The sequence below is a fragment of the Streptomyces sp. NPDC029836 genome (assembly GCF_055574495.1).
In genome coordinates this window covers 1-24,374 of the sequence record NZ_JBVHZI010000018.1, presented here as the reverse complement: position 1 = coordinate 24,374, position 24,374 = coordinate 1, and the positions used below count along the sequence as shown (strand labels likewise).

Here is a 24,374-nt window from a genome sequence, read left to right as displayed (position 1 = left end):
ATGCGGTGTCATGCGGTGTGGTGCGCCGCCGTGCGGTGTTCAGGCCGCCGTGCGGTGTGGTGCGGTGATTCAGCTGAGCTTCAGCTTCTGACCCGGGAAGATCAGGTCGGCGTCCTTGACGGTGTCGTTGTTCAGCTGGAAGAGCTTCTCCCAGCCACCCTTGACGCCGTTCGCCTGGGCGATGGTGCCCAGGGTGTCGCCGGCCTTGACGACGTAGGAGCCGTTGCCGGTCGCCGGGGCCTCGGTCTTGGGGGCCTGCGGCTTGACGGCCGGGGTCTCGACGCGCTCGGAGCGCGAGACGGGGACCTCGGTGCGCTTCGGCTCGGCCTTCGGCGTCGCCGGCTTGGCGGGCGTGGCCGGCTTCGCGGGCTTCGCCGGGGCGGGCTTGGCCGGCTTCGTCTCGGGCTTCGGCTTGGCGGGCGTGGTGGTCGAGCCGCCGCCGTTGTACGCGGCGTTGGACAGGCCCTTGCCGCAGTGCGGCCAGGCGCCCTTGCCCTGGCCCTTGAGGACCTTCTCGGCGATGGCTATCTGCTGGGACTTGCTGGCCTGGTTGGCCGTGGCGGCGTACGCCTTGCCGCCGTAGCCGGCCCAGGTGGAGGCCGAGAACTGCAGGCCGCCGTAGTAACCGTTGCCGGTGTTGATGGCCCAGTTGCCACCGGACTCGCACTGCGCGACCTTGTCCCACTCGGAGACGGTCGCGGCGCTCGCGGTACCGGCGGCCATCAGCGGGGCCGCGACGGCGACACCGGCGACACCGGCGAGCGTGACGATACGGACGGCCTTGGAGCCGCGACGGTGCTTGCCCTTGCCGGAAAGCAGCATGGAGTTCTCCTCACCGACGCCTTCGAGGTGAGCTGTCGGGTTCGGGCGGATGAGTTGCCCGGTCACGTGTCGAGCACGTGGCTTAACCCCAAGCCGGTACGCGGCCGTCTTCCAACGACCCTTCCCGGCGCCTACCTTGGTTCCCCCGCTCCTGCCTTCGGCGCTTGCGCGACGACTGTTCCCCCCGTCCGCCGGCAGGATTCGGCGATGCGGTCGAAGGAGCCCGCGGTGGCGAGCGACTCAGAAGGTAGACAGGTCTCCCCCTGATGTTCAACGCGCGACATCAGGGAGAAACCGGCCTCCTTGCGTTCCTCAAAAGTACGTTTACGCAGGTGAGGGGCGGGTTTGTGGAAGTTCCGGAACGAGACACGCCAGTTGATCGGAAGAGACGCATGTCTCATTTGCCGATAACGGACATTCAGCTCTTTCCGACTGGGCGAACTGCCCCTATTCCTTGGTTAGATCCAGGTTCTGACCCGGCTTGATGAGGTCCGCGTTCCCGCCGATGACCTGCTCGTTGGCCGCGTAGAGCGTGTTCCAACCACCCTTGAGGCCTTGGGCGTCGGCGATCGCGGTGAGGCTGTCGCCGGCCTTGACCGTGTACGAGGGGGTCGACGCGGCGTCAGACGAGCCGTGCGGCTCGACGGCCGCCGGACCGCGGTGCTTGCCCGCTCCGTCGACCGCTGCGTCGATCGCGCCGGCCGGCACGGCCGAGGGCGTGGCACCCGGGGTGAGCGGGGCCGTGGGCGCCGTCGGGTCCCCCGGAACGGTGGGGGTGCCCGGAACGGTCGGGGTTCCGGGGGCCCTCGGGTCCACCGGCGTGGTGGGCGCCGTGGTCGGCGGGGTCGTGGTGGGCGGCGCGGTCGTCGGCGGGACCGTCGGGTCCGTGGACGGGGCCGGGGAGTCCGGGTCGGGCATGACGGGCAGTCCGCCGGCGGGGCCCTGCGGGTAGTCCGGCAGGCCGGTCGGGCCGGTGGACGGGCCACCCTGCGCCGGCTGCGGGGTCGGGGCCCCGAAGTCGACGGCGGGCTCGGAGCCCGCGACGGGCACCGAACCGTCGGGCCGTACGGGGGCGGGGGCGACCGGCCCGGCGGGCCGGGGGTCACCCGGGTCCACCGCGGCGGCCGGGCCCTGCTGGGTCAGTCCGGCCGAGGCGGCGCACAGCGGCCACGCCTGGGGGCCCTGCGAGGCCAGCACCTTCTCGCCGATGGCTATCTGCTGGGAGCGGCTGGCGAGGTCCGGGCGCTCCGCGTAGGCGAGTCCGCCCGCGTTCCTCCACTGCTCCTGGGTGAACTGGAGCCCGCCGTACTCGCCGCTGCCGTAGTTGGCACTCCAGCTGCCGCCGCTCTCGCAGTCGGCCACCTTGTCCCACGTGGTCGTGTCGGCCGCGCTCGCGTTCGTCGCGGCGAGCAGGGGCAGGGCGAGTGCGGAGCCTGTGACTCCGGCGGTGACGACCAGGGCGGGTACCTGGCGGGGGCGTCTGTGGCGGCCGTTCCCGGAACGCATGAGGCTTTACCTTTCGCATAACGGCGGGGTAACGGCAGAACCTAGCGGCCTTCGAACGATTGTCACAAGTTCGGTCGGCGACTGACGTGTGATCAGACGGCGTCAGGAAACGACTCAGTTGTTTCGAGGTGTGAAGCGAACCGGAAGCGTGCGCAGGCCACGCATGATGAGTCCGCCGCGCCAGCGCAGGTCCGTGGGGGGAACGGCAAGTTCCAGATCCGGCAGACGCGTCAGCAAAGTCGCGAGCGCCGTCTGTCCTTCGAGCCGGGCGAGCGGAGCGCCCAGGCAGTAGTGGATCCCGTGGCCGTACCCGAGGTGTTGGTTGTCACTCCGGGACAGGTCCAGGGTGTCCGGATCGGCGAACCGTTCCGGATCCCGGTCGGCCGCCGCGAGGACCACCAGCACCGGGTCGCCGGTGGCGATCTCCTGCCCGCCGAGGGTCAGCGGGACGGTCGCGAACCGCCAGGTGGCCAGCTCCACCGGGCCGTCGTGGCGCAGGAGTTCCTCGACCCCGGTCTCCAGGAGGGCGCTCTCGCCCGCGGCGAGCGAGGCTTGGAGCCGCTCGCGTTGTTCCGGGTTCATGAAGAGGGAGTGGACGCCGTTGCCGATGAGGTTCACGGTCGTCTCGAAGCCGGCGAACAGCAGGATGAACGCCATCGCCGTGGCCTCGGCCTCGGTGAGGTGGTCACCGTGGTCGCTTGCCCGGATCAGGTCGGAGATGAGGTCATTGCCGAGGTCGTCCCGTTTCCGGTGGATGAGTTCCCCGAGATACGTCCGCATCTGCTTGACCGAGCGGGCGACCCCGCCGCGCGGGCCCCCTCCGTGCCGAATCATCATCCCGGCCCAGTCGCGGAAGTCGTCCTGGTCCTCGCGCGGTACCCCGAGCATCTCGCAGATGGCGTAGATGGGGAGCGGGAAGGCGAACTCGTGGATGAGGTCGGCCTCCCCCTTCGCGGCGAAGGCGTCGATCAGGTGGTCGGTGAGCTCCTGCACGCGCGGGGCGAACTCGGCGACGCGGCGCGGGGTGAACGCCTTCGACACCAGTCGGCGCAGCCGGGTGTGGTCCGGCGGGTCGATGTTCAGCAGGTGCGTCATCAGCTCCGCCTTGCGCTCCCCCGGGATGCCCGTCCGGCCCTTGGCGTGGGCGGGCGCGGCGTGGTGCGCGGGGTTCTTGCTCAGGCGCTGGTCGGCGAGGGCCTGTCGGGCGTCGGCGTAGCGGGTGACCAGCCAGGCCTCCACCCCGCTCGGGAGCTTGGTGCGGTGCACCGGGGAGTGCTCGCGCAGCCAGGCGTAGGCGGGGTAGGGGTCGGTCGCGAACTCCCAGTCGAACAGGGTCGGCCCCTCGGTGGGGGCGGAGTCGGCCGGGGTCGCGGAGGTCTGCTCATGCACCCGCAGACCGTATCCCGGACCGTACGGGTGCTCCGATATGGGGGGTTCGTCGCGGCTGTCCGCAGATCGGCCATCCCTTGACGTCCCGTTCCCCGCCGTTCCTACTTTCGGTTTTGTGGATGTGAGGATCTTGAAGAGCAGCTTCGCGGTGGTGGAGAGGAGGGCCGAGCACGCGGTCAAGTACTTCTACTCCCACCTGTTCTGGCACAACCCCGGGTTCCGCGAGCTCTTCCCGCCCGCCCCGCAGGACATGGAGCGGCAGCGGGACCGGCTCTTCGCGGCCCTCACCCAGGTGGTCTCCCGGCTGGAGGACGAGGCCCTCCTCCTGCCCTACCTCCGCGACCTCGGCCGTGACCACCGCAAGTTCCTCGTCGGCCCGGAGCACTACGCGGCCGTCGGCGCCAGTCTGTTGGCCGCGCTCGCCGAGACCTCCGGCGAGGCGTGGACCCCGGCCACCGAGAAGGCCTGGGCCGAGGCCTACCAGGTGATCGCCGACATGATGACGGCCGGCGCCGCCGACGACGACTCACCGCCCTGGTGGGACGCCGAGATCGTGCGGCACCTCCAGTACGGGGACGACATCGCCGTACTGACCCTGCGGCCGCACGCGCCCCTCCCCCATCTCCCCGGCCAGTACGTGAGCGTGTGCAGCGCGCGCGTGCCGACCACCTGGCGGACGTACTCGCTTGGCAACGCGCCCCGCTCCGACGGCACCGTCGACCTCCACGTCAGCCGCATCGAAGGCGGCCGGCTCAGCACCGCCCTGGTCCGCGAGGTCCGGCCCGGCGAACGGCTGCGGCTCGGCGCGCCCGGCGGGGCGCTGACCCTGCGGCGCGCGGACCGGCCGGTCACCCTCATCGCCGCCGGGACCGGCTGGGCGCCCGTCCGCGCCATGCTGGAGGACCTCGTGGAGCGTCCTCCCGATCACGACGTACGGCTCTTCGCGGTCGCCCGGGACGCCGCGCACCTCTACGACCGGCCGCTGATCGACGCGTACGCCGCCGAGCTGCGCTGGCTCGCCGTCACCTACATCACGCCCGCCCCCGGCCGGCACCGCAACCAGGCGACCGAGCGGCTGGCGACCGCGCTCAGCAACCGGGGCCTGTGGCGGGAGCAGGACGTCTACCTCAGCGGGCCGCCGCAGTTCGTCGAGGAGACCGTTCAGCTGCTGGAAGGGCTCGGGGCCCGCCCGGACCGCCTCTTCCACGACACCGTTCCGCCGGTCGGTGCCGCCCCGAACCGGCCGACCGGCTTCGGCGAGTGGTTCCTGGACCGGCCCGCCACGCACTGGCACAACCCTTCCGGACGCGCCCCGCGCGAGGACTGAGCCGCCCTCGCCACCGGGCGCCGGCGCTACGCGAGGCCCTCGGCCGCCCGGATCGCGTCCCGGTAGGCGCGGGCCGCCACGCGGAGCGCGGTCTCGGGATCCGTTCCCGCCTCCTCGGCGCGCGCCGCCAGCGCCAGCAGTTCCCGGCCGATCCCCTCGCCCTCGGGCAGCTCCACGGGAAGCCCCGCCGCGCGGACCCGACCCGCGAGCTTGGCGGCGAGCGCGAGCCCGGGCTGGGCGAGCGGGACCCCGTCGGTCACCGACGCGCGCTGCTTCTCGACGGCCTTGGTGGCCTGCCAGTGCGCGTGGACCTCCTCCGGGGTGTCGGCCTTCTCGTCGCCGAACACGTGCGGGTGCCGGCGGATGAGCTTGTCGACCAGGTCACCGGCCACGTCGTCGATGGAGAACGGCCCGACGGCGGCTTCGTCGTCGGCGTCGTCGGCGTCGGTCTCCGCTCCTTCGTCGTCCGTGACGCCCTCCTGGGCGATCCGGGCGTGGAAGACGACCTGGAGCAGCACGTCGCCGAGCTCCTCGCGCAGTTCGGCGCGGTCCCCGCCCTCGATCGCCTCGACCAGCTCGTACGCCTCCTCCAGCGCGTACTTCACCAGCCCCTCGTGGGTCTGCCGGGAGGTCCAGGGGCACTCGCGCCGGACCCGGTCCATCACCTGTACCACGTCGAGCAGTCGGGCGCCGGGCAGGTCGTACGAGCCGGGCAGCAGCTCCAGGTCGGGCATGGAGACGCGGCCGGAGCCGGCGAGGCGGGCCAGCCCGTCGGTGAGTCGGCCGTCGCCCTCCCCGCCCGGGATCACCACGACCGTACGGCCGCCGGCGCAGGCCTCGACCAGCTCGTGCGCGTCGGGGGCGACCTGCTCCACGCTGACGCCCGCCTCGCGCAGGTACGGCAGCTGCGGGTGCCCCGGGTCGGCGCACAGCACCCGGTCCGCGTCGTGCAGGGTCCGCCAGGCGGGCCAGGACAGCAGCCCGGGGGCGACCCGGTGGCTCGCGGTCAGCAGCACGATGCGGCCGGCCGGGACGGGGGTCCGTCCGTCGGCGGGGGCCGGAGCGGCGGCGGGAGCGGCGGGGGTGGGTTCGGCGGTGTGGTCGGTCACCCTCCGAACCTACCTCCGTCGCGCCGGCTCAGGCCCCGGCGGGGGGAGCCTGCTCGGGCCGGGTGCGCTGGGTGATCCACGGGGTCTCCTGGTCGCCGAGCAGGATCTGCTGGGCGTCCCAGCGGCCGTAGCGCGGGTTGACCTCGATGTCGAGGTCCTTGGCCGCCGCGCCGAGCTGGGCCAGGGCCTTCTCCTGGTTGCCGTAGTGCGCGAACAGCTTGTCGCGCAGCAGCTTGAAGCGGGCGTCGGCCTCCATCTGGCCGGGCGCCAGCTGCGCCTGCTGGAGGGCGGCCGCCCGCAGGGTCTTCTCGTCGCCCGCCTGCTGGAGCTGGGCCTTGTGGACGCCCTCGATCTCCTTGGTGGTCACCGACACCCCGGCGGCCTTGGCGGCGTGCTCCAGGACGGCGGTCTGGATCATCTTGTTGAGTTTGGTGCGTTCCAGGCCGGCGCTGGCCTCGATGAGCTGGGCACCCTGCTCGGAACGGTTCTGCGCGGTGCGGACGTCGTTCACCTGGGCCTGGAGCGCGGAGGTGGTGATCCGTTCACCGCCCACGACGGCCGCGGTGCCGGGGCGGGTCTCGCCCGAGCAGGCCGACAGCAGGGGAGCCGCCACGAGCAGGACGGCGGAGACGGAGAGCGCTGTGCGACGGTGCAAAGGAGCCTCCAGGGCCGGGAGATTGTGCGTCGGTGCACAAGGGCCGTGCGGTGATCGATGGTATGCAGTCAGGGTGGCCCGAGCCACCGGTTCGACCAACGATTCCGGGGGTGTTGGGGTACGAGTTCACTCCCCGGCCACCGCCACGTCCTCCGTTCCTGGGAAGGTCGGCCCACCATGTCGACATCGCAGCACGCCCCGCACCGCTCCGCCGCCCGCGCCGCGGACGCCGGTCCGGCCCCCTCGGCGGACCCCTCGGCGGACCCCGCGACGGGCTCCGCGGCCGCCTCCCGGCTCCGGGCCGGTCGCCGCGCCGCCTCGGCCGGGGCCGCACTGGCCGCCCTGATCACGACGGCCGCCGTCTGCGCGGGGGACGCCGTCGCGCGGGTCTTCCCGTACGGTCCGCGCCACCGCAGCGTCAACGACCTCGGGAACCAGTTCGTCCCCTTCCACGCGCAGCTGTGGGACCTGCTGCACGGGCGGGCCGAGGGCGGTCTGTTGTTCAACTGGCGCGCCGGGTACGGCACCAGCTTCCTGCCGGACCTGGGGACGTACCTGTCCAGCCCGTTCGCCGTCCTGGTGGCGTTCTTCCCGCGCGCCGACATCGACCTCGCGGTGTACGTGGTCACCGTGCTCAAGACGGCCGCCGCCGCGGCGGCGATGGCCTGGCTGCTGCGCGCCCAGCGGCGCGGGCCGTGGTGGGCGGCGGGCCTGCTGGGCGCCTCGTACGCGCTGTGCGGCTGGTCGGTGGTCGAGGCCGCCTACAACCCGATGTGGCTGGACGGGCTGATCGCCTTCCCGCTGCTGTGCCTGACCGGCGAATGGGCGCTGCGTTCGCGCCGTCCGGTGGCGGGGGCGCTGGTGGTGGCGCTGTGCTGGACGGCGAACTTCTACACCGCGTACATGGCCACGCTGGGCGCGGCCCTGGTCCTGCTCGTCCGGGTGGCGCTGACCCGGGACGAGGTCCGCGAGCGGGTCCGGGTGTGCCTGCGCGGGGCGGTGACGACGCTGCTGGGCATCGCGTTGGCGGCGCCGCTGCTCGTGCCGCTGTTCCTCAGCTCGAAGCAGGCCTATCCGGGCTGGTTCAAGGAGTTCCGGCCGGTGCCGTGGCCGGACCTGTTCGCCCGGCTGCTGCCGGCGACGTACTCGTTCTCCTCCCCCGCCCTGTTCGTGGGCACCGGGACCCTGTTGCTCGTGGCGGCGCTGCCGTTCCACCGGGCGCTGCCGGCCCGGACCCGGTGGTGGTGGGCGGGGCTACCGGCCGCCGTGCTGCTGTCCTTGCAGTGGGCGCCGACCCATCTGGCGTGGCACGTGTTCGCGACGCCGAACGGCAGCCCGTACCGGCAGACCTTCGTGCTGGCCGGGATCGTGGTGATCGCCGCCTGGTCGGGGCTGGCCGCCGGGCTGCCCGGGGTGCGGGCGCTCGCGGCGGGCGCGGGCGTCCTGGTGACGGTCGTGGCGGTGGCGGCGGCCGGCAGCGGGCTGACGACGACGTGGGGAGTGGCCCTGTTCGGCGCCGGTCTGGCGGCGTCCGGCTGGGCGTGGTGGGCGCTGGGACGGCGCCGGGCGGCGCCGCTGGCGGCGGCCCTGTTGGTCGCGGTGCTGGGCACGCAGGCCGCGGCGACGACGGCGTACGGGCACAAGGGGAAGCTGGGCGGGCTGGACGACTACCCGTCCTGGGGCGCCGGCCACACGGCCCGGGCCGCGGTCCTGGCGGCGGCCGACGGCTGGCCCGCGTACCGGACGGACCCGGGCCGGCCGGCGCTGTCGGGCAACGACCCGATGCTGCTGGGCGGTGAGGGCGGCGCGTACTACAGCAGCCACACCCCGGACGTGTTCACCCGCTCGATGGCGGCGCTGGGCGCGGGCTGGACCTCGCGGGGCCGCAACGTCCAGAGCCTCGACAACCCGGTGACGGACGCGGTGTTCGCGGTCGGTGCCCGGCTGAGGCCCGACGGCACCGTGGCCCGCGCCGAGGTCCCGCCGCTGGTGACGGTCCGCCCCCCGGGCCCGCCGCCCGCCTACGGGGACTCGCCCTTCGCCAACCAGGAACTGCTGCTGGGTGCGCGGGTGTACGAGGACCCGGTCGCCCCCGGGGTCTGCCGCGCGGGCACGGAGGCCTTCCTGTGGGCGCCGGAGTACAACGCCACGGCCCGCCTCGCGGACGGCCCCGCCTTCCGGCTGAACGGGTGGGCGCCCCGCAACCGGGCCGCGCTCCAACCGATGGGCGTCTCGCACGGCCCCGCCTCGAAGCTGGTCTTCGACCGCCCCGAACCGGCGGCCTGGACCCTGTCCTGTCTGGACCGGCCCCGACTGGACGCGGCGGTGGACGCGCTGCGCGCCTCGGCCGCGACCTCCGTACGGGTCTCCGCGTCGGGCGTGCGCGCGACCCTGCCTCCGGGCCGTACGGGCACGGCGGTCCTGTCGGTGCCGGCCGTCGCGGGCTGGACCTGCGACGGCCGGCCGGCCGGGGAGCGCCTGGGCCTGGTCGCCGTCCCGCTGGACGGCCGCACCACCACCCTGGACTGCGGGTTCCGGCCGCCGGGCCTGTTGCCCGGCGCGGCGGTGGCCGCGGTGGCGGCGGCGGTCCTGCTGGGCTCGGCGTACCGGCGCCGGCAGCGGGGCGCGGGAGCCTAGGTCACAGCACCAGGGCAGCCGCGTCAGCGGACCTGGCCCAGCCACTGGAGGGTGCGGCGGACCTCCACCGGCAGCGGGTGGCCCGGGCCGTGGACGCGGTCCGCGTCGAACAGGAGCCGGACCAGGGTGTCATGGGCGCCCGGCCGGTCGCCGAGGGAGAGCAGCAGGTGCGCTATGCGGCGGCGGACCTCCAGGGGCAGGCCCGGGTCCGGGTTGGCGTAGTGGTTCTCGAAGAGCGGGAGCAGGGAGCGGTACTCCGCGAGGGCCGCCGCCGGTTCGCCGAGTTGCTCCAGGCACTGGGCCGCGTCGTAGCGGAAGCGCAGCGCCTGGGCATCGCCGGCGGGGAACTCGTCGGCGAGGCGGCGCAGTTCGGGCAGGGCGCGGCGGTACTGGCCGTCGTCCATCAGGGTGGCCGCGTACTGCTTGCGCAGGGAGCGGACCACCGGGGAGTGCTCCCCGTGTTCGGCGGCGGCGGCCGGCAGGATGCCGCCGAGGATGTCCACGGCCTGGGTGAGGCGGCCCTGGTCGAGGAGCTTGCGGGCCTCGTCGACGGCGCCGGGGATGTCGGGCCGGGGCGGCGTCGGCGGGTCGGCCGGCCGCGGCGGGACGACGGCCGCGCGGTCGGGCCAGGGGGCCTGGGGGCGCAGGAAGGGGCGGGTCGGGTCGAGCGGGCCGGACGGGAGCCGGCTGCCGCGGGTGGGCAGCAGCGGGGCGAGGGCCTCGTAGACCTCCTGCGCGGAGCCGGGCCGGTCCTGGGGGTCCTTGGCGAGGAGGCGCATCAGCAGCTCCTCCAGTTCGCGCGGGATCTCCGGGCGGGCGCCGCGCACGGGCAGCGGCGGCTCGTACAGGTGCCGGTGGAGGACGCCGAGGGCGGTGGAGCCGGCGAACGGGACGTTGCCGCTGAGGAGTTCGTACAGCAGCACGCCGAGGGCGTACAGGTCGGTGTACGGGCCGACGGCGCCGCCCATGGCCTGCTCGGGCGCCATGTAGGCGGGGCTGCCGATGGGCGTGCCGGTGCTGGTGAGACGGGTGGTGTCGGTGTCCATGACGGAGGCGACGCCGAGGTCGAGGACCAGGACGGTGCCGTCAGGGCGGATCATCACGTTGCGCGGCTTCAGGTCGCGGTGGACGATCGGCACCGCGTGCACGGCCGACAGGACGGCGCACAGCTGCGCGACCACGGAGACGGCCCACGGCCAGGGATAGGGGTCGTGTTCGGCGAGGTGGTCGGCGAGGTCGGAGCCCTCGACGTAGCCCATGACGAGGTACAGCTCGTCGCCGTCGCTGCCCGCGTCGTGGACGGTGACCAGCCCGGGGTGGTCGACCTGGGCGGTGACGCGGCACTCGCGCACGAAGCGGCGGCGCAGTTCCTCGGCGACGGTGCCGGGGCCGGCCACCTTGTCGGGGCGCAGCAGTTTGACGGCGACGCGGCGGTCCAGGCGGCGGTCGTAGGCCGTCCAGACCTGGCCCATGCCGCCCTGTCCGAGGATGGTGGCGAGCTGGTAGCGCTCACCGATGAGGCGTTCCCCCTCGGTCACTTGTCACGGTCCTGGCGGGCCGTGTCGTTCGGGTCCTGGTACGGGCCCCCGGGCCGCGGCGGCTGCTGCGGTGGCTGCGGCCGGCGCAGGAGTTCGCTGAGCTCGTCCAGTTCGGCGCGGACCTGCCCGATGCGCGGCGGCGGGGTGGCGTGCGGCGGGTTCCGCGGTACGCCGGGCACGGGGGTGTGCGCGGGGCCGGGCACGGGGGTGTGCGCGGGCGGGTACCCGTAGGCGGGGTTGGTCTGCTGCTGCGGCGGCATGTAAGGGGGCCCGCCGGTGGGCTGCGGGTACCAGCCGGCGGCCGGCGGCGCGGAGGCGAGGGCCTCGTGGTGCTTGATGTCGGCGATGAGGAAGTAGACGCAGGTCGCGAAGCCGGTGAGGATCGAGCCGCCGGCGCCGAGGTTGCCCTGCCAGCCGTCGGTCTCGGCGGTCGGGTCGAGTTGGATGAAGGTCATCCAGACGACGGCGAGCAGGCCGCTGACGACGAGCAGGATCCAGTCGCGCGACCTGCGGGTCACCAGGGCCAGGCGCAGCATCGCGCCCCAGGCGAGGAAGCCGCAGCTGATCACGGGGAGCACCGCGAACAGCACGCGCAGCGTCACCACGGTGGAGGAAGTGGGACGGTGGCCGTGGGGGCCTTGCTGCGGCGGGATGCCGGGGGCGTGCATCGGTGCTCCTGACGGGCCGTGCGGACGGTTTGCGGGTATGAGCGTATACAGCCTTTCCGGCCGTCCGTGAGGGGATGGACCCAACCGTTGCAGGGTCGCCGCACAGGTGTCACTCGGGCGGGACGGATCCGCCCGACGGCCGTCGTGGAGGCCCTGGAGGGCAGCCGCAGCCGGCGGACTTCGAGCCGGGTGGGCGTACGGGGACCCGACTACGAGCCGAGGATCGTGGTGAGGAACTCCCCGGTCCAGCCGAGGAGCTCCCGGCCGACCAGCGGCTTCCCGCCGACCCGCGCGGTCTTCGGCCTCGGCACCAGCACCTGCGAGGTCGCGGGCTTGAGGACCGTACCGGGGTGGAGCCGCTTCAGTCGCAGCTCCTGCGATTCGCGCAACTCCACCGGTCCGAAGCGGACGTTGGGGCCCTGGAGGGTGATGTCACCGACCCCGCAGGCCCGGGCCAGCATCCGCAGCCCCGCCACCAGCAGCAGGTTCTCCACGGGCTCCGGCAGCTTGCCGTAGCGGTCGGTGAGTTCCTCCCGCACCGCCTTGATGTCCGCCTCCGAGTTGGCCGCGGCGATGGACCGGTAGGCCTGGAGGCGCAGCCGCTCGCCGGGGGCGTAGTCGTGCGGGACGTGCGCGTCGACCGGCAGCTCGATCTTCACCTCCAGCGGCGGCTCCTCCTCCACCCCGCCGTCGACGGCGGCCCGGTAGTCGGCGACCGCCTCGCCGACCATGCGGATGTACAGGTCGAAGCCGACGCCCGCGATGTGTCCGGACTGCTCACCGCCCAGCAGGTTGCCCGCGCCGCGGATCTCCAGGTCCTTCATGGCGACGTACATGCCGGCGCCCATCTCGGTGTGCTGGGCGATCGTCGCGAGCCGCTCGTGCGCGGTCTCCGTCAGCGGCTTCTCCGGCGGGTACAGGAAGTACGCGTACCCGCGCTCGCGGCCTCGACCGACACGGCCGCGCAGCTGGTGCAGCTGCGACAGGCCGAAGTTGTCGCCGCGCTCCACGATGAGGGTGTTGGCGTTGGAGATGTCGATGCCCGACTCGACGATCGTCGTCGACACCAGGACGTCGAACTTCTTCTCCCAGAAGTCCACCACGACCTGTTCCAGGGCCTGTTCGGACATCTGGCCGTGCGCGGTCGCGATCCGCGCCTCGGGCACGATCTCGCGCAGCTTCGCGGCCGCCCGGTCGATGGACTCGACCCGGTTGTGGATGTAGAAGCACTGGCCCTCGCGGAGCAGCTCGCGGCGGATCGCCGCGCCGATCTGCTTCTCCTCGTACGGGCCGACGAAGGTCAGCACCGGGTGCCGTTCCTCCGGCGGGGTGGTGATCGTCGACATCTCGCGGATGCCGGTCACCGCCATCTCCAGGGTGCGCGGGATCGGGGTGGCGGACATCGTCAGCACGTCGACGTTGGCGCGGAGCTTCTTCAGCTGCTCCTTGTGCTCGACGCCGAAGCGCTGCTCCTCGTCGACGATGACCAGGCCCAGGTCCTTGAACTTCGTCTCCTGCGAGAACAGTCGGTGGGTGCCGATGACGATGTCGACCGAGCCCTCCTTGAGTCCCTCCAGGGTGGCCTTCGACTCGGTCTCGCTCTGGAAGCGGGACAGCGCCTTCACCACGACGGGGAACTGCGCGTACCGCTCGGAGAAGGTGCCGAAGTGCTGCTGCACGAGCAGGGTCGTCGGGACGAGCACGGCGACCTGCTTGCCGTCCTGGACGGCCTTGAAGGCGGCCCGGACCGCGATCTCGGTCTTGCCGTAGCCGACGTCGCCGCAGATCAGCCGGTCCATCGGGACCGACTTCTCCATGTCCTCCTTGACCTCGGCGATGGTGGTGAGCTGGTCGGGCGTCTCCGCGTACGGGAAGGCGTCCTCCAGTTCGCGCTGCCAGGGGGTGTCCGGGCCGAAGGTGTGTCCGGGGGCCGCCATGCGGGCGCTGTAGAGCCTGATGAGGTCGGCGGCGATCTCCTTGACGGCCTTCTTCGCGCGCGCCTTGGTCTTGGTCCAGTCGGCGCCGCCGAGCCGGTGCAGGGTCGGGGCCTCGCCGCCGACGTACTTGGTGACCTGCTCCAGCTGGTCGGTGGGGATGTAGAGGCGGTCGCCGGGCTGGCCGCGCTTGGCGGGGGCGTATTCGACGAGGAGGTACTCGCGGGTGGCGCCCTGCACGGTGCGCTGCACCATTTCCACGTACCGGCCGACGCCGTGCGACTCGTGGACGATGTAGTCGCCGACCTCCAGGGTGAGGGGGTCGACGGACTTGCGGCGCCGGGTCGGCATCCGGCCGAGGTCCTTGGTGGCGGTGCGCTGGCCGGTCAGGTCGGTCTCGGTGAGGACGGCCAGCTTCAGGGCCGGGTCGACGAAGCCGTTGTCGAGGGAGCCGCAGGCCACGTGCACGAGGGACGGTTCGAGCTTCGCGAGGCCCGGCTCCAGCCGGGCGGCGATGCCCTCGCCGCCGAGGACCTCGACGGTACGTACGGCCGGGCCGTGGCCCTCGGTGAGGAAGACGGTGCGCCAACCGTCGGCGAGCCAGCCCTTGGTGTCGGCGAGCGCCCGGGCGGTGTCGCCGCGGTAGGCCTCGGGGGCGTGCATGCCGAGCTTGAGGGTGTCCCCGCCGACGGTGTCCTCGTCGGCGGCGAACGGCGACACCGACCACCACATCATGCCCAGCTCGCGGGCGTGCTCGCGGACGTCCGCGATGCCCCGCAGGGAGGCCGCGCCGACGTCGATGGGCGCCTCGCCGCCGCCGGCGGTGGCCGCCCAGGAGGCCATCAGGAACTCCTGGGAGGTCGCCACCAGGTCGGAGGCCCGGGTACGGACCCGCTCCGGGTCGCAGACCACGGCCATCGCCCCGGCGGGCAGGACGTCGATCAGCAGTTCCATGTCGTCGACGAGGACCGGGGCGAGGGATTCCATGCCCTCGACGGCGATCCCCTCGGCGATCTTGTGGAGCAGTTCGCCCAGCTCGGGATGGAGCTCGGCCAGCGCCGCGGCCCGCCCGCGCACCTCGTCGGTCAGCAGCAGCTCGCGGCAGGGCGGGGCCCACAGCCCGTGCTCGGCGATCTCCAGGGACCGCTGGTCGGCGACCTTGAAGTAGCGGATCTCCTCGACGTCGTCGCCCCAGAACTCCACGCGCAGCGGGTGCTCCTCGGTGGGCGGGAACACGTCCAGGATGCCGCCGCGGACGGCGAACTCGCCGCGCTTCTCGACCAGCTCGACGCGGGCGTACGCGGCCGCCGCGAGGGCGGCGGTGATCTCGCCCAGGTCGACGCTCTGCCCCTGCCGCAGGCTGACCGGAACCAGGTCACCGAGGCCCTTGACCTGCGGCTGGAGCACGGAGCGGATCGGTGCGACGACCACCGACACGGGTCCGGCGGCCGGGTCGTCCGGGCTGGGGTGGGCGAGCCGGCGCAGGACGGCGATGCGGCGTCCGACGGTGTCGCTGCGCGGGCTCAGCCGTTCGTGGGGCAGCGTCTCCCAGGACGGGTAGTCCACCACCCCGTCCTCGGGCAGCAGCGAGCGCAGCGCGGCGGCCAGGTCCTCCGCCTCGCGGCCGGTGGCCGTCACGGCGAGCACCGTCCGGCCGGTGCGCCGGGCGAGCGCGGCGATCGCGAAGGGCCGGGCGGCCGGCGGGCCGACGAGGTCCACGTGCATCCGGTTGCCGTCCCCGGCCGCGGTGACCGCCTCGGTGAGGGCGGGATCCCGGGTGACGGCGTCGAGCAGTCCGTGCAGGCTCATGAAGGGGGCTTTCCGTCCGGTGACGAGTGCGTCCGTGGGCATGGGGCGGGGCAACGCGAAGGACCCGACACGTGAACGGGCCGGGGGTTCCCACCCTACGCCCGCCCGCCCCTCCACCACCGTCCCCCACAGGGGGGCGGACCGCCCGTCCGGCGCCGCCCGACGGTTTCCGGACACGGCCGGAACAGGGGGTCGCGGCCGAACCCGGCCGGCCGGAATGGCAACCTGAACGTATGTTCATATCCGGGAGTCCGAAGGCGGCCGGGGCGCTCCCGGCGTCCCCGGCCCCGCCACCCGTCCCGCTCGTCCCGGCGCCGCGCCGGGCCCCGCGGGAGCCGGGGGCCGCGTTCCGGACGAACCGGAACGCCTGGCTGCTGGCCGCCGCGCTGTTCCTCGCGTACGCCGTGCTCTCGGTGTCGCGCCACCGGCGCATGGAGACCCTCTCCTGGGACCTGGGCATCTTCGAGCAGGCCGTACGGGCCTACGCCTGGCTCCAGCCGCCCGTGGTGGACCTGAAGGGGCCGGGCGCCCTCGTGCTCGGCGATCACTTCAGTCCGGTCATCGCCCTGATCGCCCCCGTCTACCGGGTGTTCCCGACCCCGGTCACCCTCCTCGTCGTGCAGGCGGCGCTGTTCGCGCTGTCCGCGGTGCCCGTCACCCGGGCCGCGGCCCGGTTCCTCGGGCCGGCCCGGGGGCTCGCGCTGGGGGCCGCGTACGGGCTGTCGTGGGGGATCCAGCGGGCCGTGGAGTTCGACTTCCACGAGATCTGCTTCGCGGTGCCGCTGCTGGCCTTCGCGATGGAGGCGCTGCTCGCCCGCCGCTGGTGGTGTGCGCTGGGCTGGGGGCTGCCGCTGCTGCTGGTCAAGGAGGACCTCGGGGTCACCCTCGCGGCCCTGGCCCTGGTGGTCGCCTGGCGGGCCCGGCGCGTCGACCGGTGGGCCGCGCGGGCCGCGCTCGCAGCGGCCGTCGTCGGGGTGGTGGCCGCCGCCCTGGTGTTCACCGTGGTGATCCCCGCCTTCGCCACCGACGGCTACGCCTACTGGGACAAGCTCGACGGCGCGGGCCCCGGCCCCCTCTACGCGCTCGGCACCAAGCTGTCCACGCTCGCCTGGGTCCTGGTCCCCACGACCGGGCTGCTCGCGCTGCGCTCCCCGCTGCTGCTGGTCGCCGCGCCGACGCTGGGCTGGCGGTTCCTGTCCGGCGACGAGCACTACTGGTCCACCGACTGGCACTACAGCGCGGTCCTGATGCCGGTCGTCGCCCTCGCCCTGGTCGACGCCCTCGACACCTCCCGGCGCTCCCCCCGGCCGTGGCTGCGCGCGTACTGCCTCCAGCTGCCCGCCGGCCTGCTGGCGGCCGGGCTCGCGCTGAGCGCGACGACCCTGCCCCTGTCGCGGCTCGGGGAGGCGGTCACGTACGAGCGGCCCGCGCGGGTCGGGGCGGTCGAGCGGCTCCTGGCCCGGATCCCGGACGGCGCGAGCGTGGAGAGCGACATCGGGCCGATCACCCGGCTGACCTCGCGCTGCCGGGTGTTCTGGATCGGCGACACCGGGGGCGTCCTGCCGGACTACCTCGCCTACGACAACGCCTCCGGCTGGGCGGGCGAGGACCCGATCGGCTACGCCCGGCAGCTGCACCCGGAGGCCCGCTTCACCCTGGTCGGCACCGCCCGGGGCCTCGTCGTCCTGCGCCGCGTCTGAGCGTCGCGCACCCCGCCGGCGGCGCCGCGCACGACGCCGCCCCGGGCCGCCCCCACGGGCTGCCCGGGGCGGTGTCCCCCCGTACGACCGCCCGGCGAGCTACTCGCCGGCGATCGCGTTCAGTACGTTCATCCGCCCCGCCCGGAAGGCCGGTACCAGTGCGGCGAACAGGCCCACCAGGGCCGAGGCGGCGAACACCCCGAGGATGGTCGGCCACGGGATCTCCAGGACCTTCAGGCCTTCCAGCGCCAGCAGCTGCTGGGCGGCGGCGCCCCAACCCATGCCCAGCCCGAGGCCCAGCAGGGCGCCGAAGAGGGCGATGACCACCGACTCCAGGCGGATCATGCGGCGCAGCTGGCGGCGGGAGAGGCCGATGGCGCGCATCAGGCCGATCTCGCGGGTCCGCTCGACGACCGAGAGGGCCAGCGTGTTCACGACGCCGAGGACGGCGACGACGATGGCGAGTCCGAGGAGCCCGTAGACCATGTTCAGCAGCTGGCCGACCTGGTCCTTCAGCGCCTGCTTGTAGTCGGCCTGGTTGCGCACGGTGTACTGCGGGTACTCCGCGAGGGCCTTCTTGACCTCGGCGTACGCGGTGGTGGCCTGGCCGTCCTTGGCGGTGGCCAGCAGCATGAACGGGCGCGGCATCCGGTCGGCCGGGACGGAGGCCTCGGCCAGCGCGGTGCTGATGTACGTCATGCCCTTGTCGAGGTTGCCCTCGTCGCTGGTGATGGCCGCGACCTTGAGCTTGACCGTCCGGCCGCCGACGAAGGCGACCGTCAGCTCGTCACCGAGCTTGACGCGGTGCGCCTCGGCGTAGATCGATCCGACGCCGATCGCGTCCTTGCCGTACGCCGCCGCGTGCTCGCCGGCCACCATCTTGCGCCGGATGTCCTGGGCGTAGGTGGGGTCGGTGGCGCCGAGGCCCACCTCCTCGGTGCTGCCGTCCGGGGCGGTGATCTTCGCCGGGAGTTCCCGGTAGGCGGTGACGTGGTCCAGGCGCGGGTTGGCCCGCATGGCCTGCTCGGCCTGCGGCATGACCGGTTGTCCGGTCTCGGAGGCGACGATGTAGTCCGCGCCGACCGACTTGTCGAGTTCGTCGGTGGCCGAGGCCACCATCGAGGAGCCGACGACGGAGAGGCAGGCGACCAGCGCCAGCCCGATCATCAGGGCGGCGGCGGTGGCGCCGGTGCGGCGCGGGTTGCGCAGGGCGTTGCGTTCGGCGAGCCGGCCGACGGAGCCGAAGGGCCGCAGGACCGCTCCGGACAGCACCCGCACCACGCCGGCCGCGAGCAGCGGGCCGATCACGATGAAGCCGATGAGCGTGAACACCACGCCGAGGCCGAGCCACATCGAGCCGGCCGAGGCCTTCTCGGCGGCCGTCGCGAGGAACAGGCCCGCGCCGCCGATGCCGGTCAGCAGGAGACCGAGGACCGCCCGTACGACGCCGGCCTTGCGGTCACCGGGGGTTCCGGCGTCGCGCAGGGCGGCCATCGGGGAGACCTTCCCGGCCCGCCGGCCGGGTACGTACGCGGCGACGACGGTGACGACGACGCCGAGCAGGATGCCGAGGACCGGGGTGGTCCAGGCGATGGTCAGGTCGTCGGTGGACAGTTCCATGCCCATCTGACCCATGAGCTTCATGAGGCCGACGGCCAGGCCGACGCCCGCGGCGACACCGAGCAGGGAGCCGACGATGCCGAGCAGGAAGGCTTCGACCAGGACGGACCGGTTGATCTGCCCGCGGTCGGCGCCGATGGCCCGCATCAGGCCGATCTCCCGGGTGCGCTGGGCGACCAGCATGGAGAAGGTGTTGAAGATCAGGAAGATGCCGACGAGGAAGGCGATCCCGGCGAAGCCGAGCATCACGTACTTCATGACGTCGAGGAAGGAGCCGACGTCCTTGCGGTTGGCGTCCGCGGCTTCCTTGGCGGTCTGGAGCCGGTAGGCGTCCGCGCCGAGGACCTCGGCGACGTTCCGCTTGAGCTGCTCGTCACTCACCCCGTCCTTGGAGGTGATGTTGACGTGCGTGAACGTGCCCGGAGCGCCCAGCAGTTGTCGCTGGGCGGTGGCGGTGTCGAAGTAGACGATCGTGGCGCCCGGGTTGGTGACGGTGAAGGCGGCGATGCCGCTGATCCGGGCGCGGGTGTCGCCGGTGACGGCGATGGTGCGCAGTTCGTCGCCGAGCGCGAGGTGGTGCTTCTTCGCGGTGTCGCTGTCGATCATCATCTCGGTGGGGCCGCGCGGGGCGTGACCGGAGGTGATCTTCATGGACTTGAGCTCGTTGTCGCTCCAGTTGCCCGCGATGGTCGGGGCGCCGGTGGTCGAACCCAGGTTCTCGTTCTTGGCGTTGACCACGGTGACGGCCATGGACAGCACGCCGCCCTGCGCGGAGCGGACGCCCTCGGCCCGGCTCGCCTTGTCGACGACCGAGGCCTCCAGGGTGCGGGGCTTACCGGTGGCCGGGGCCTCCTCGCCGCCGGCGGCCTCCTTGGGGGAGACCGTGACGTTGGAGTTGGTGACGGCGAAGAGCTTGTCGAAGGTGGTGTTCATCGTGTCGGTGAACACCAGCGTGCCGCACACGAAGGCGACGGACAGCAGTACGGCGATGGCGGACAGCGCCATCCGGCCCTTGTGCGCGACGAAGTTGCGCCGCGCGGTCTTCATGACGGTCACGAGGTCCGCCCGCGCGCGTCGAAGTCCTTCATGCGGTCCAGGACCTGGTCCGCGGTGGGCCCGAACATCTCGTCGACGATCCGGCCGTCGGCGAGGAAGATGACGCGGTCCGCGTAGGAGGCGGCGACCGGGTCGTGGGTGACCATGACGATGGTCTGGCCGAGCTCGTCCACCGACTGGCGCAGGAAGCCCAGGACTTCGGCGCCGGCGCGGGAGTCGAGGTTTCCGGTCGGCTCGTCGCCGAAGATGATCGACGGGCGGGCCGCGAGGGCGCGGGCCACGGCCACGCGCTGCTGCTGGCCGCCGGAGAGTTCGGTCGGGCGGTGCTTGAGGCGGCCCGCGAGACCGACGGTGTCCACGACCCGGTTCAGCCACTGCGGGTCCGGCTTGCGGCCCGCGATGTCCATGGGGAGCGTGATGTTCTCCAGGGCGTTGAGCGTGGGCAGCAGGTTGAAGGCCTGGAAGATGAAGCCGATCCGGTCGCGGCGCAGCTGGGTGAGCTTCTTGTCCTTGAGGCCGGTGATCTCGGTCTCGTCGAGGAAGATCTGTCCGCTGGTCACGGTGTCGAGGCCGGCGAGGCAGTGCATGAGCGTGGACTTGCCGGAGCCGGAGGGGCCCATGATCGCGGTGAACTGGCCCGCGTGGATGTCCACGTCGACCGTGTCGAGGGCGACGACGCGGGTCTCGCCGGATCCGTAGGCCTTGACGACCTGGCGTGCCCGGGCCGCGACGGCGCCGTGCCCTCCGGTACTCCCGTGCCTGGTTTCGGTCATCGCGGTTGTCACGGTGTTCTCCCCTGTTCGCTGCGCGCCCGGTGCGCGCCGGCGCGTGCGTGCGTCGCCGTCGTGAAGTCTGTGGTGCGGGGGGTGTCCGGCGCGCTGGTGCCCATCGCCGTATCCACCGGGGGGTTAACCCCACCTCCCCGTGAAGGCCGGTCCCCGCTCGTATGCATCAGTTAAGGACGCCGCGGGACGTTCGTCCTCATCCGGCGGAACGAGCGATCCCTGGCCCGTCGGGGGGAGCGACCCCTAGGGGATCCGGGCCCCCCGGACCGTCCGGGGTGAGGGATACCGCCGGACACACCCCTGGTGAGAAGGTGTTCTCCGCGTCCGGGTGCCGGGGGCACAGAGGGGGAGGCAGCACGGTGGCGGCGCAGCGGAAGCAGGGGGAGGACCCCGGCCGGGACGGGACGGACCTCCCCGGGGGAAGCGTTTCCGCCGACCGGGCGGAGCGTCGCGAGGACGCCGCGGCCGGACGTACGGCCGGGCGCCGCGACGGGCGTCCCCCGACCCGCGTCGTCATCTCGCTGATGCTGAGCATGGCCCTGGTCGCCCTCGACACCACGATCGTCGCCACCGCCGTCCCCCAGATCGTCGGCGACCTCGGCGGGTTCTCCGTCTTCTCCTGGCTCTTCTCCGGTTACCTCCTCGCCGTCACCGTCACCCTCCCCGTGTACGGGAAGCTGAGCGACACCTTCGGCCGCAAGCCCGTCCTCCTCTTCGGCACCGCCCTGTTCCTCGTCGGGTCCGTCCTGTGCGCGTCCGCCTGGAACATGGCCGCGCTCATCGCCTTCCGGATCGTCCAGGGGCTGGGCGGCGGTGCGCTCCAGAGCACCGTGCAGACCCTGGCCGCCGACCTGTACCCGCTGAAGGAACGGCCGCGGATCCAGGCCCGGATGACCACGGTCTGGGCCTCGTCCTCGCTGCTGGGGCCCGCGCTCGGCGGGCTGCTCGCCGCGTACGCGGGCTGGCGCTGGACCTTCCTCATCAACGTCCCGCTCGCCGGCCTCGCGCTGTGGCTCACCGCACGGCACCTCGTCGAACCCGTACGTTCCCACGGCCCCCGGGGCCCGGTCGACTGGGCGGGCGCCCTCGGCGTCTTCGCCTGCGGCGGGGTGCTGCTCTTCGCGCTGGTGCAGGGCGGCGTCGCCTGGCCCTGGCTGTCCGCGCCCTCGCTGGCCCTGTTCGCGGCCGCCGGCGCGCTGGCCGCGGTGGTGGTCCGGGTGGAACGCCGGGCGCCGGAGCCGATCCTGCCCGGCTGGGTGTGGCGCCGGCGCACCATCGCCGCCGTGAACCTGGCCCTGGGCGCGCTGGGCGTGCTGATGGTGGCCCCGCTGGTGTTCATGCCGACGTACGCGCAGACCGTACTGGGCCTCGGCCCGGTCGGCGCCGGGTTCGTGATGGCCCTGATGACCCTGAGCTGGCCCATCTCGGCCGCCTTCTGCCAGCACGTCTACCGGCGCATCGGCTTCCGCGACACCGCCGTCCTCGGCATCGGGGCGGCCGCGGTGATCCTCTTCGCGTTCACCCTGCTCCCGCACCCCGCGCGGGCCTGGCAGCCCGCGCTGATCATGCTGCTGCTGGGCTTCGCCCTCGGCCTCTTCCAACTGCCGCTGATGATCGGGGTGCAGTCCACGGTGGGCTGGGCGGAGCGGGGCACCACCACGGCCTCGGTACTGTTCTGCCGCACCGTCGGTCAGAGCGTGGGCGCCGCGCTGCTGGGCGCCGTGGCCAACGCGACGATCGCCGCCCGGCTCGCGGACTCCCCGCTACCCGGCCTGCCGCAGCGGCTGGACGACGTCTCGAAGGCGCTGGCCGCCCCGGACTCCCTCCCCGCGGCCGCCGCCGCCCACCTGCGCTCGGCGGTCGCCGCCGCCGTCGACCACATCTTCCTCGGCGCGACGGCCGCCGCCGTCGCCGCGCTCCTGGTCCTCCTGCTGCTGGCCCCCCGCGAGTTCCCGGTCCTGAAGGACGACCAGGACTGACGGGAGCGACGCCGCACGGGCGGTACCGCTCAGCGGCCGACGGAGCCCGCTACGGGGTCTCCTTCCTCCTGGCGTAGTGCCGGGCCACCCGGGCCCGGTTGCCGCAGGCCGAGGCCACGCACCAGCGCCGCCGCGGGTGCGCCGGCAGGAACAGCAACGAGCAGTCGTGCGCCTCGCACTCCCGGACCTCCGCCACCCGCGGCCCGGCCAGCAGTTCCACCACCGCCTCGGCGAGTTCGGCCGCGAGCCTCCGCGCCGGATCCGCGTCCCGAACCGTGCGCGCCAGGACCCCGTCCCCCTCGACCCACGCCACCTCCCGGTGCGCCGGGGCCGCCGCCAGGGCGGCGTTGAGCGCGCGCAGCGCCCCGTCCGGTGGCCGCTCACCGCGCCGGACGGCCGCCAGCGCCGGGCCGGCCGCCTCCCGTACCGCCACCACGGCCGCGACCTCGGCGTCCCCGACCTCCCCCACGGGCCCCAGCCGCCCCGCCTCCTCCGCCCACCAGGCGGCGAGCCCCGCGGGATCGGCGATCAGATCCCCGACGGTGGGCCGGGTGTTCAACAGGTCCAGGGCGAGGTGCTCGCCCGTGAGCGGGAAGACGGTCATACGCCTAATGATACCCAACCCCCTTGACCCATTAGCAATCCTGAGCAAAGCTAATGCCAACACAACAACCGGAGGCGTTAGATGTCTGTCATGCACCGCACCGTGGACGTGAACGGCGTGAGCGTCGCCTACCGCGAGAGCGGCCCCGCCGACGCCCCGGTCCTGCTCCTCCTGCACGGCTTCCCCACCTCCTCCCACCAGTTCGCCCGCCTGATGGACGCCCTCGACGGCGCACCGCACCGGCTGATCGCCCCCGACTACCCGGGCTTCGGCCGGACCCGGACCCCCGAGGACTTCACGTACACCTTCGACCGCCTCGCGGACGTGGTGGAGGGCTTCACCGAGGCCCTGGGCCTGGACCGCTACGCCCTCTACGCCTTCGACTTCGGCGCCCCCGTCGGCCTGCGGCTCGCCACCCGCCACCCGGACCGCGTGACCGGCCTGATCGTCCAGAACGGCAACGCCTACGAGGAGGGCCTCTCGGACGCGGCCCGCGCGTTCACCGGCCTGCGCCGCGACGTCCCCGGCGACGAGGACCGGGTCCGGGGCCTGTTCACCGAGGAGGGCACCCGCTTCCAGTACGAGACGGGCGTCGCCGACCCCGCCCGGATCTCCCCCGACAGCTGGACGCTCGATCTCCACTACCTCGGCCTCCCGGGCCGCGCCGACGCCCAGGCCGACCTCGCCTTCGACTACGCGTCGAACTTCGCGCACTACCCGGCCTGGCAGTCCTGGCTCCGCACCACCCGCCCGCCCCTGCTGATCCTCTGGGGAACGGGCGACCCCTTCTTCACCCCGGCCGGCGCCAAGGCCTACCTCCAGGACACCCCCGAAGCCGCCCTCCACCTCTTCGAAGGAGCCGGCCACTTCGCCCTGGAAACCCACCTCAAGCAAATAACCCCCCTGATCAGCACCTTCCTCACCACCCTCACCCCCTGACCCACCCCCACCCCCACCCCCACACACCCCCCACCCCCAAACGAAGGCGGGTCGGGGACGGGGACGGGGTGGGGTGTCGTCAGGGACTAAAACGTGATTTGTTGGCGCACAACACCCCCCACTCACGCAGCCCCGGACAGGGCGCCATAAATCATGCCCGTCCCGGACGACACCCCCCCCCCGCCCCCGGCCCCCCCCCCCCCCCCCCCCCCCCCCCCCCCCCCCCCCCCCCCCCCCCCCCCCCCCCCCCCCCCCCCCCCGGGCCGGGCCCCCCCCCCCCCCGGCCCCCCCCCCCCG

At 73.3% G+C, this 24,374-nt stretch carries 16 protein-coding genes and 1 riboswitch; of the genes, 5 read left to right on the top strand and 11 right to left on the bottom strand.

The window, feature by feature from the left end; all coding sequences use genetic code 11:
• Positions 1 to 69: 69 nt before the first annotated feature.
• The 3 genes from ACZ4XJ_RS32770 to ACZ4XJ_RS32760 form a co-directional block, all read right to left on the bottom strand.
• Entirely contained in the window at positions 70 to 822 is a 753-nt protein-coding gene (locus ACZ4XJ_RS32770) for a transglycosylase family protein (protein ID WP_362877640.1), read from the bottom strand.
• 2 nt (positions 823 to 824) lie between these two features.
• Positions 825 to 995, bottom strand: a riboswitch (cyclic di-AMP (ydaO/yuaA leader).
• Between the two features lie 274 nt (positions 996 to 1,269).
• Entirely contained in the window at positions 1,270 to 2,328 is a 1,059-nt protein-coding gene (locus ACZ4XJ_RS32765; protein ID WP_468498292.1) for a transglycosylase family protein, read from the bottom strand.
• A gap of 114 nt (positions 2,329 to 2,442) precedes the next feature.
• Positions 2,443 to 3,717: a cytochrome P450 family protein gene (locus tag ACZ4XJ_RS32760; protein ID WP_468498291.1), complete on the bottom strand. Its 1,275-nt coding sequence runs from the start codon at positions 3,715 to 3,717 to the stop codon at positions 2,443 to 2,445.
• A gap of 121 nt (positions 3,718 to 3,838) precedes the next feature.
• Here ACZ4XJ_RS32760 and ACZ4XJ_RS32755 point away from each other — a divergent pair, with 121 nt between their 5' ends.
• Positions 3,839 to 5,044 (top strand): globin domain-containing protein, encoded by a 1,206-nt coding sequence (locus ACZ4XJ_RS32755; RefSeq protein WP_362877643.1) that lies wholly within the window; start codon positions 3,839 to 3,841, stop codon positions 5,042 to 5,044.
• 26 nt (positions 5,045 to 5,070) lie between these two features.
• Here ACZ4XJ_RS32755 and ACZ4XJ_RS32750 read toward each other — a convergent pair whose 3' ends face one another.
• Positions 5,071 to 6,153, bottom strand: coding sequence for a nucleoside triphosphate pyrophosphohydrolase (locus ACZ4XJ_RS32750; RefSeq protein ID WP_468498290.1), 1,083 nt, complete (start codon positions 6,151 to 6,153; stop codon positions 5,071 to 5,073).
• A gap of 28 nt (positions 6,154 to 6,181) precedes the next feature.
• Positions 6,182 to 6,808 (bottom strand): SurA N-terminal domain-containing protein, encoded by a 627-nt coding sequence (locus tag ACZ4XJ_RS32745; protein ID WP_468498289.1) that lies wholly within the window; start codon positions 6,806 to 6,808, stop codon positions 6,182 to 6,184.
• A 177-nt stretch (positions 6,809 to 6,985) separates the two neighbouring features.
• Between ACZ4XJ_RS32745 and ACZ4XJ_RS32740 the strand changes: the two genes are divergently transcribed.
• Positions 6,986 to 9,445: a YfhO family protein gene (locus tag ACZ4XJ_RS32740; protein ID WP_468498288.1), complete on the top strand. Its 2,460-nt coding sequence runs from the start codon at positions 6,986 to 6,988 to the stop codon at positions 9,443 to 9,445.
• Between the two features lie 23 nt (positions 9,446 to 9,468).
• Here the strand turns inward: ACZ4XJ_RS32740 and ACZ4XJ_RS32735 are convergent, their stop codons facing one another.
• The 3 genes from ACZ4XJ_RS32735 to mfd all read right to left on the bottom strand — a co-directional run bounded on the left by ACZ4XJ_RS32735 (position 9,469) and on the right by mfd (position 15,394).
• Positions 9,469 to 10,983, bottom strand: coding sequence for a protein kinase domain-containing protein (locus ACZ4XJ_RS32735; RefSeq protein WP_384003491.1), 1,515 nt, complete (start codon positions 10,981 to 10,983; stop codon positions 9,469 to 9,471).
• The gene (locus tag ACZ4XJ_RS32730; RefSeq protein WP_362877648.1) at positions 10,980 to 11,651 is read right to left on the bottom strand and encodes a hypothetical protein; all 672 of its coding nucleotides are present in this window, start codon (positions 11,649 to 11,651) and stop codon (positions 10,980 to 10,982) included. The genes ACZ4XJ_RS32735 and ACZ4XJ_RS32730 overlap by 4 nt, the downstream gene beginning before the upstream one ends.
• 209 nt (positions 11,652 to 11,860) lie before the next feature.
• The gene (gene mfd / locus ACZ4XJ_RS32725) at positions 11,861 to 15,394 is read right to left on the bottom strand and encodes a transcription-repair coupling factor (protein ID WP_362877649.1); all 3,534 of its coding nucleotides are present in this window, start codon (positions 15,392 to 15,394) and stop codon (positions 11,861 to 11,863) included.
• A 233-nt stretch (positions 15,395 to 15,627) separates the two neighbouring features.
• Here mfd and ACZ4XJ_RS32720 point away from each other — a divergent pair, with 233 nt between their 5' ends.
• Positions 15,628 to 17,094, top strand: a complete 1,467-nt coding sequence (locus ACZ4XJ_RS32720) for a DUF2079 domain-containing protein (RefSeq protein WP_468498287.1) — start codon at positions 15,628 to 15,630, stop codon at positions 17,092 to 17,094.
• 99 nt (positions 17,095 to 17,193) lie between these two features.
• Here ACZ4XJ_RS32720 and ACZ4XJ_RS32715 read toward each other — a convergent pair whose 3' ends face one another.
• Positions 17,194 to 19,770 carry an ABC transporter permease gene (locus ACZ4XJ_RS32715; protein WP_468498286.1) on the bottom strand — a complete coding sequence of 859 codons (2,577 nt, stop codon included), beginning with the start codon at positions 19,768 to 19,770 and terminating at the stop codon, positions 17,194 to 17,196.
• A complete protein-coding gene (locus ACZ4XJ_RS32710; protein ID WP_384004530.1) occupies positions 19,767 to 20,543 on the bottom strand; it encodes an ABC transporter ATP-binding protein in 777 nt (258 codons plus the stop codon). The genes ACZ4XJ_RS32715 and ACZ4XJ_RS32710 overlap by 4 nt, the downstream gene beginning before the upstream one ends.
• Before the next feature lie 371 nt (positions 20,544 to 20,914).
• Here ACZ4XJ_RS32710 and ACZ4XJ_RS32705 point away from each other — a divergent pair, with 371 nt between their 5' ends.
• Entirely contained in the window at positions 20,915 to 22,534 is a 1,620-nt protein-coding gene (locus ACZ4XJ_RS32705; RefSeq protein ID WP_468498285.1) for an MFS transporter, read from the top strand.
• A gap of 49 nt (positions 22,535 to 22,583) precedes the next feature.
• On the opposite strand, the gene ACZ4XJ_RS32700 is transcribed toward ACZ4XJ_RS32705, so the two are convergent.
• Entirely contained in the window at positions 22,584 to 23,138 is a 555-nt protein-coding gene (locus ACZ4XJ_RS32700; protein ID WP_362877654.1) for a CGNR zinc finger domain-containing protein, read from the bottom strand.
• 81 nt (positions 23,139 to 23,219) lie between these two features.
• On the opposite strand from ACZ4XJ_RS32700, the gene ACZ4XJ_RS32695 reads away from it, so the two are divergent.
• The gene (locus ACZ4XJ_RS32695; protein WP_468498284.1) at positions 23,220 to 24,077 is read left to right on the top strand and encodes an alpha/beta fold hydrolase; all 858 of its coding nucleotides are present in this window, start codon (positions 23,220 to 23,222) and stop codon (positions 24,075 to 24,077) included.
• Positions 24,078 to 24,374 lie beyond the last annotated feature (297 nt).

What these genes read in the sequence shown, in the direction of transcription:
- ACZ4XJ_RS32730 (WP_362877648.1), bottom strand. Translation starts at nt 11,651, where the DNA reads ATGCACGCCCCCGGCATCCCGCCGCAGCAAGGCCCCCACGGCCACCGT.
- mfd (WP_362877649.1), bottom strand. Translation starts at nt 15,394, where the DNA reads ATGAGCCTGCACGGACTGCTCGACGCCGTCACCCGGGATCCCGCCCTC.
- ACZ4XJ_RS32770 (WP_362877640.1), bottom strand. Translation starts at nt 822, where the DNA reads ATGCTGCTTTCCGGCAAGGGCAAGCACCGTCGCGGCTCCAAGGCCGTC.
- ACZ4XJ_RS32710 (WP_384004530.1), bottom strand. Translation starts at nt 20,543, where the DNA reads ATGACCGAAACCAGGCACGGGAGTACCGGAGGGCACGGCGCCGTCGCG.
- ACZ4XJ_RS32700 (WP_362877654.1), bottom strand. Translation starts at nt 23,138, where the DNA reads ATGACCGTCTTCCCGCTCACGGGCGAGCACCTCGCCCTGGACCTGTTG.
- ACZ4XJ_RS32765 (WP_468498292.1), bottom strand. Translation starts at nt 2,328, where the DNA reads ATGCGTTCCGGGAACGGCCGCCACAGACGCCCCCGCCAGGTACCCGCC.
- ACZ4XJ_RS32740 (WP_468498288.1), top strand. Translation starts at nt 6,986, where the DNA reads ATGTCGACATCGCAGCACGCCCCGCACCGCTCCGCCGCCCGCGCCGCG.
- ACZ4XJ_RS32695 (WP_468498284.1), top strand. Translation starts at nt 23,220, where the DNA reads ATGTCTGTCATGCACCGCACCGTGGACGTGAACGGCGTGAGCGTCGCC.
- ACZ4XJ_RS32720 (WP_468498287.1), top strand. Translation starts at nt 15,628, where the DNA reads ATGTTCATATCCGGGAGTCCGAAGGCGGCCGGGGCGCTCCCGGCGTCC.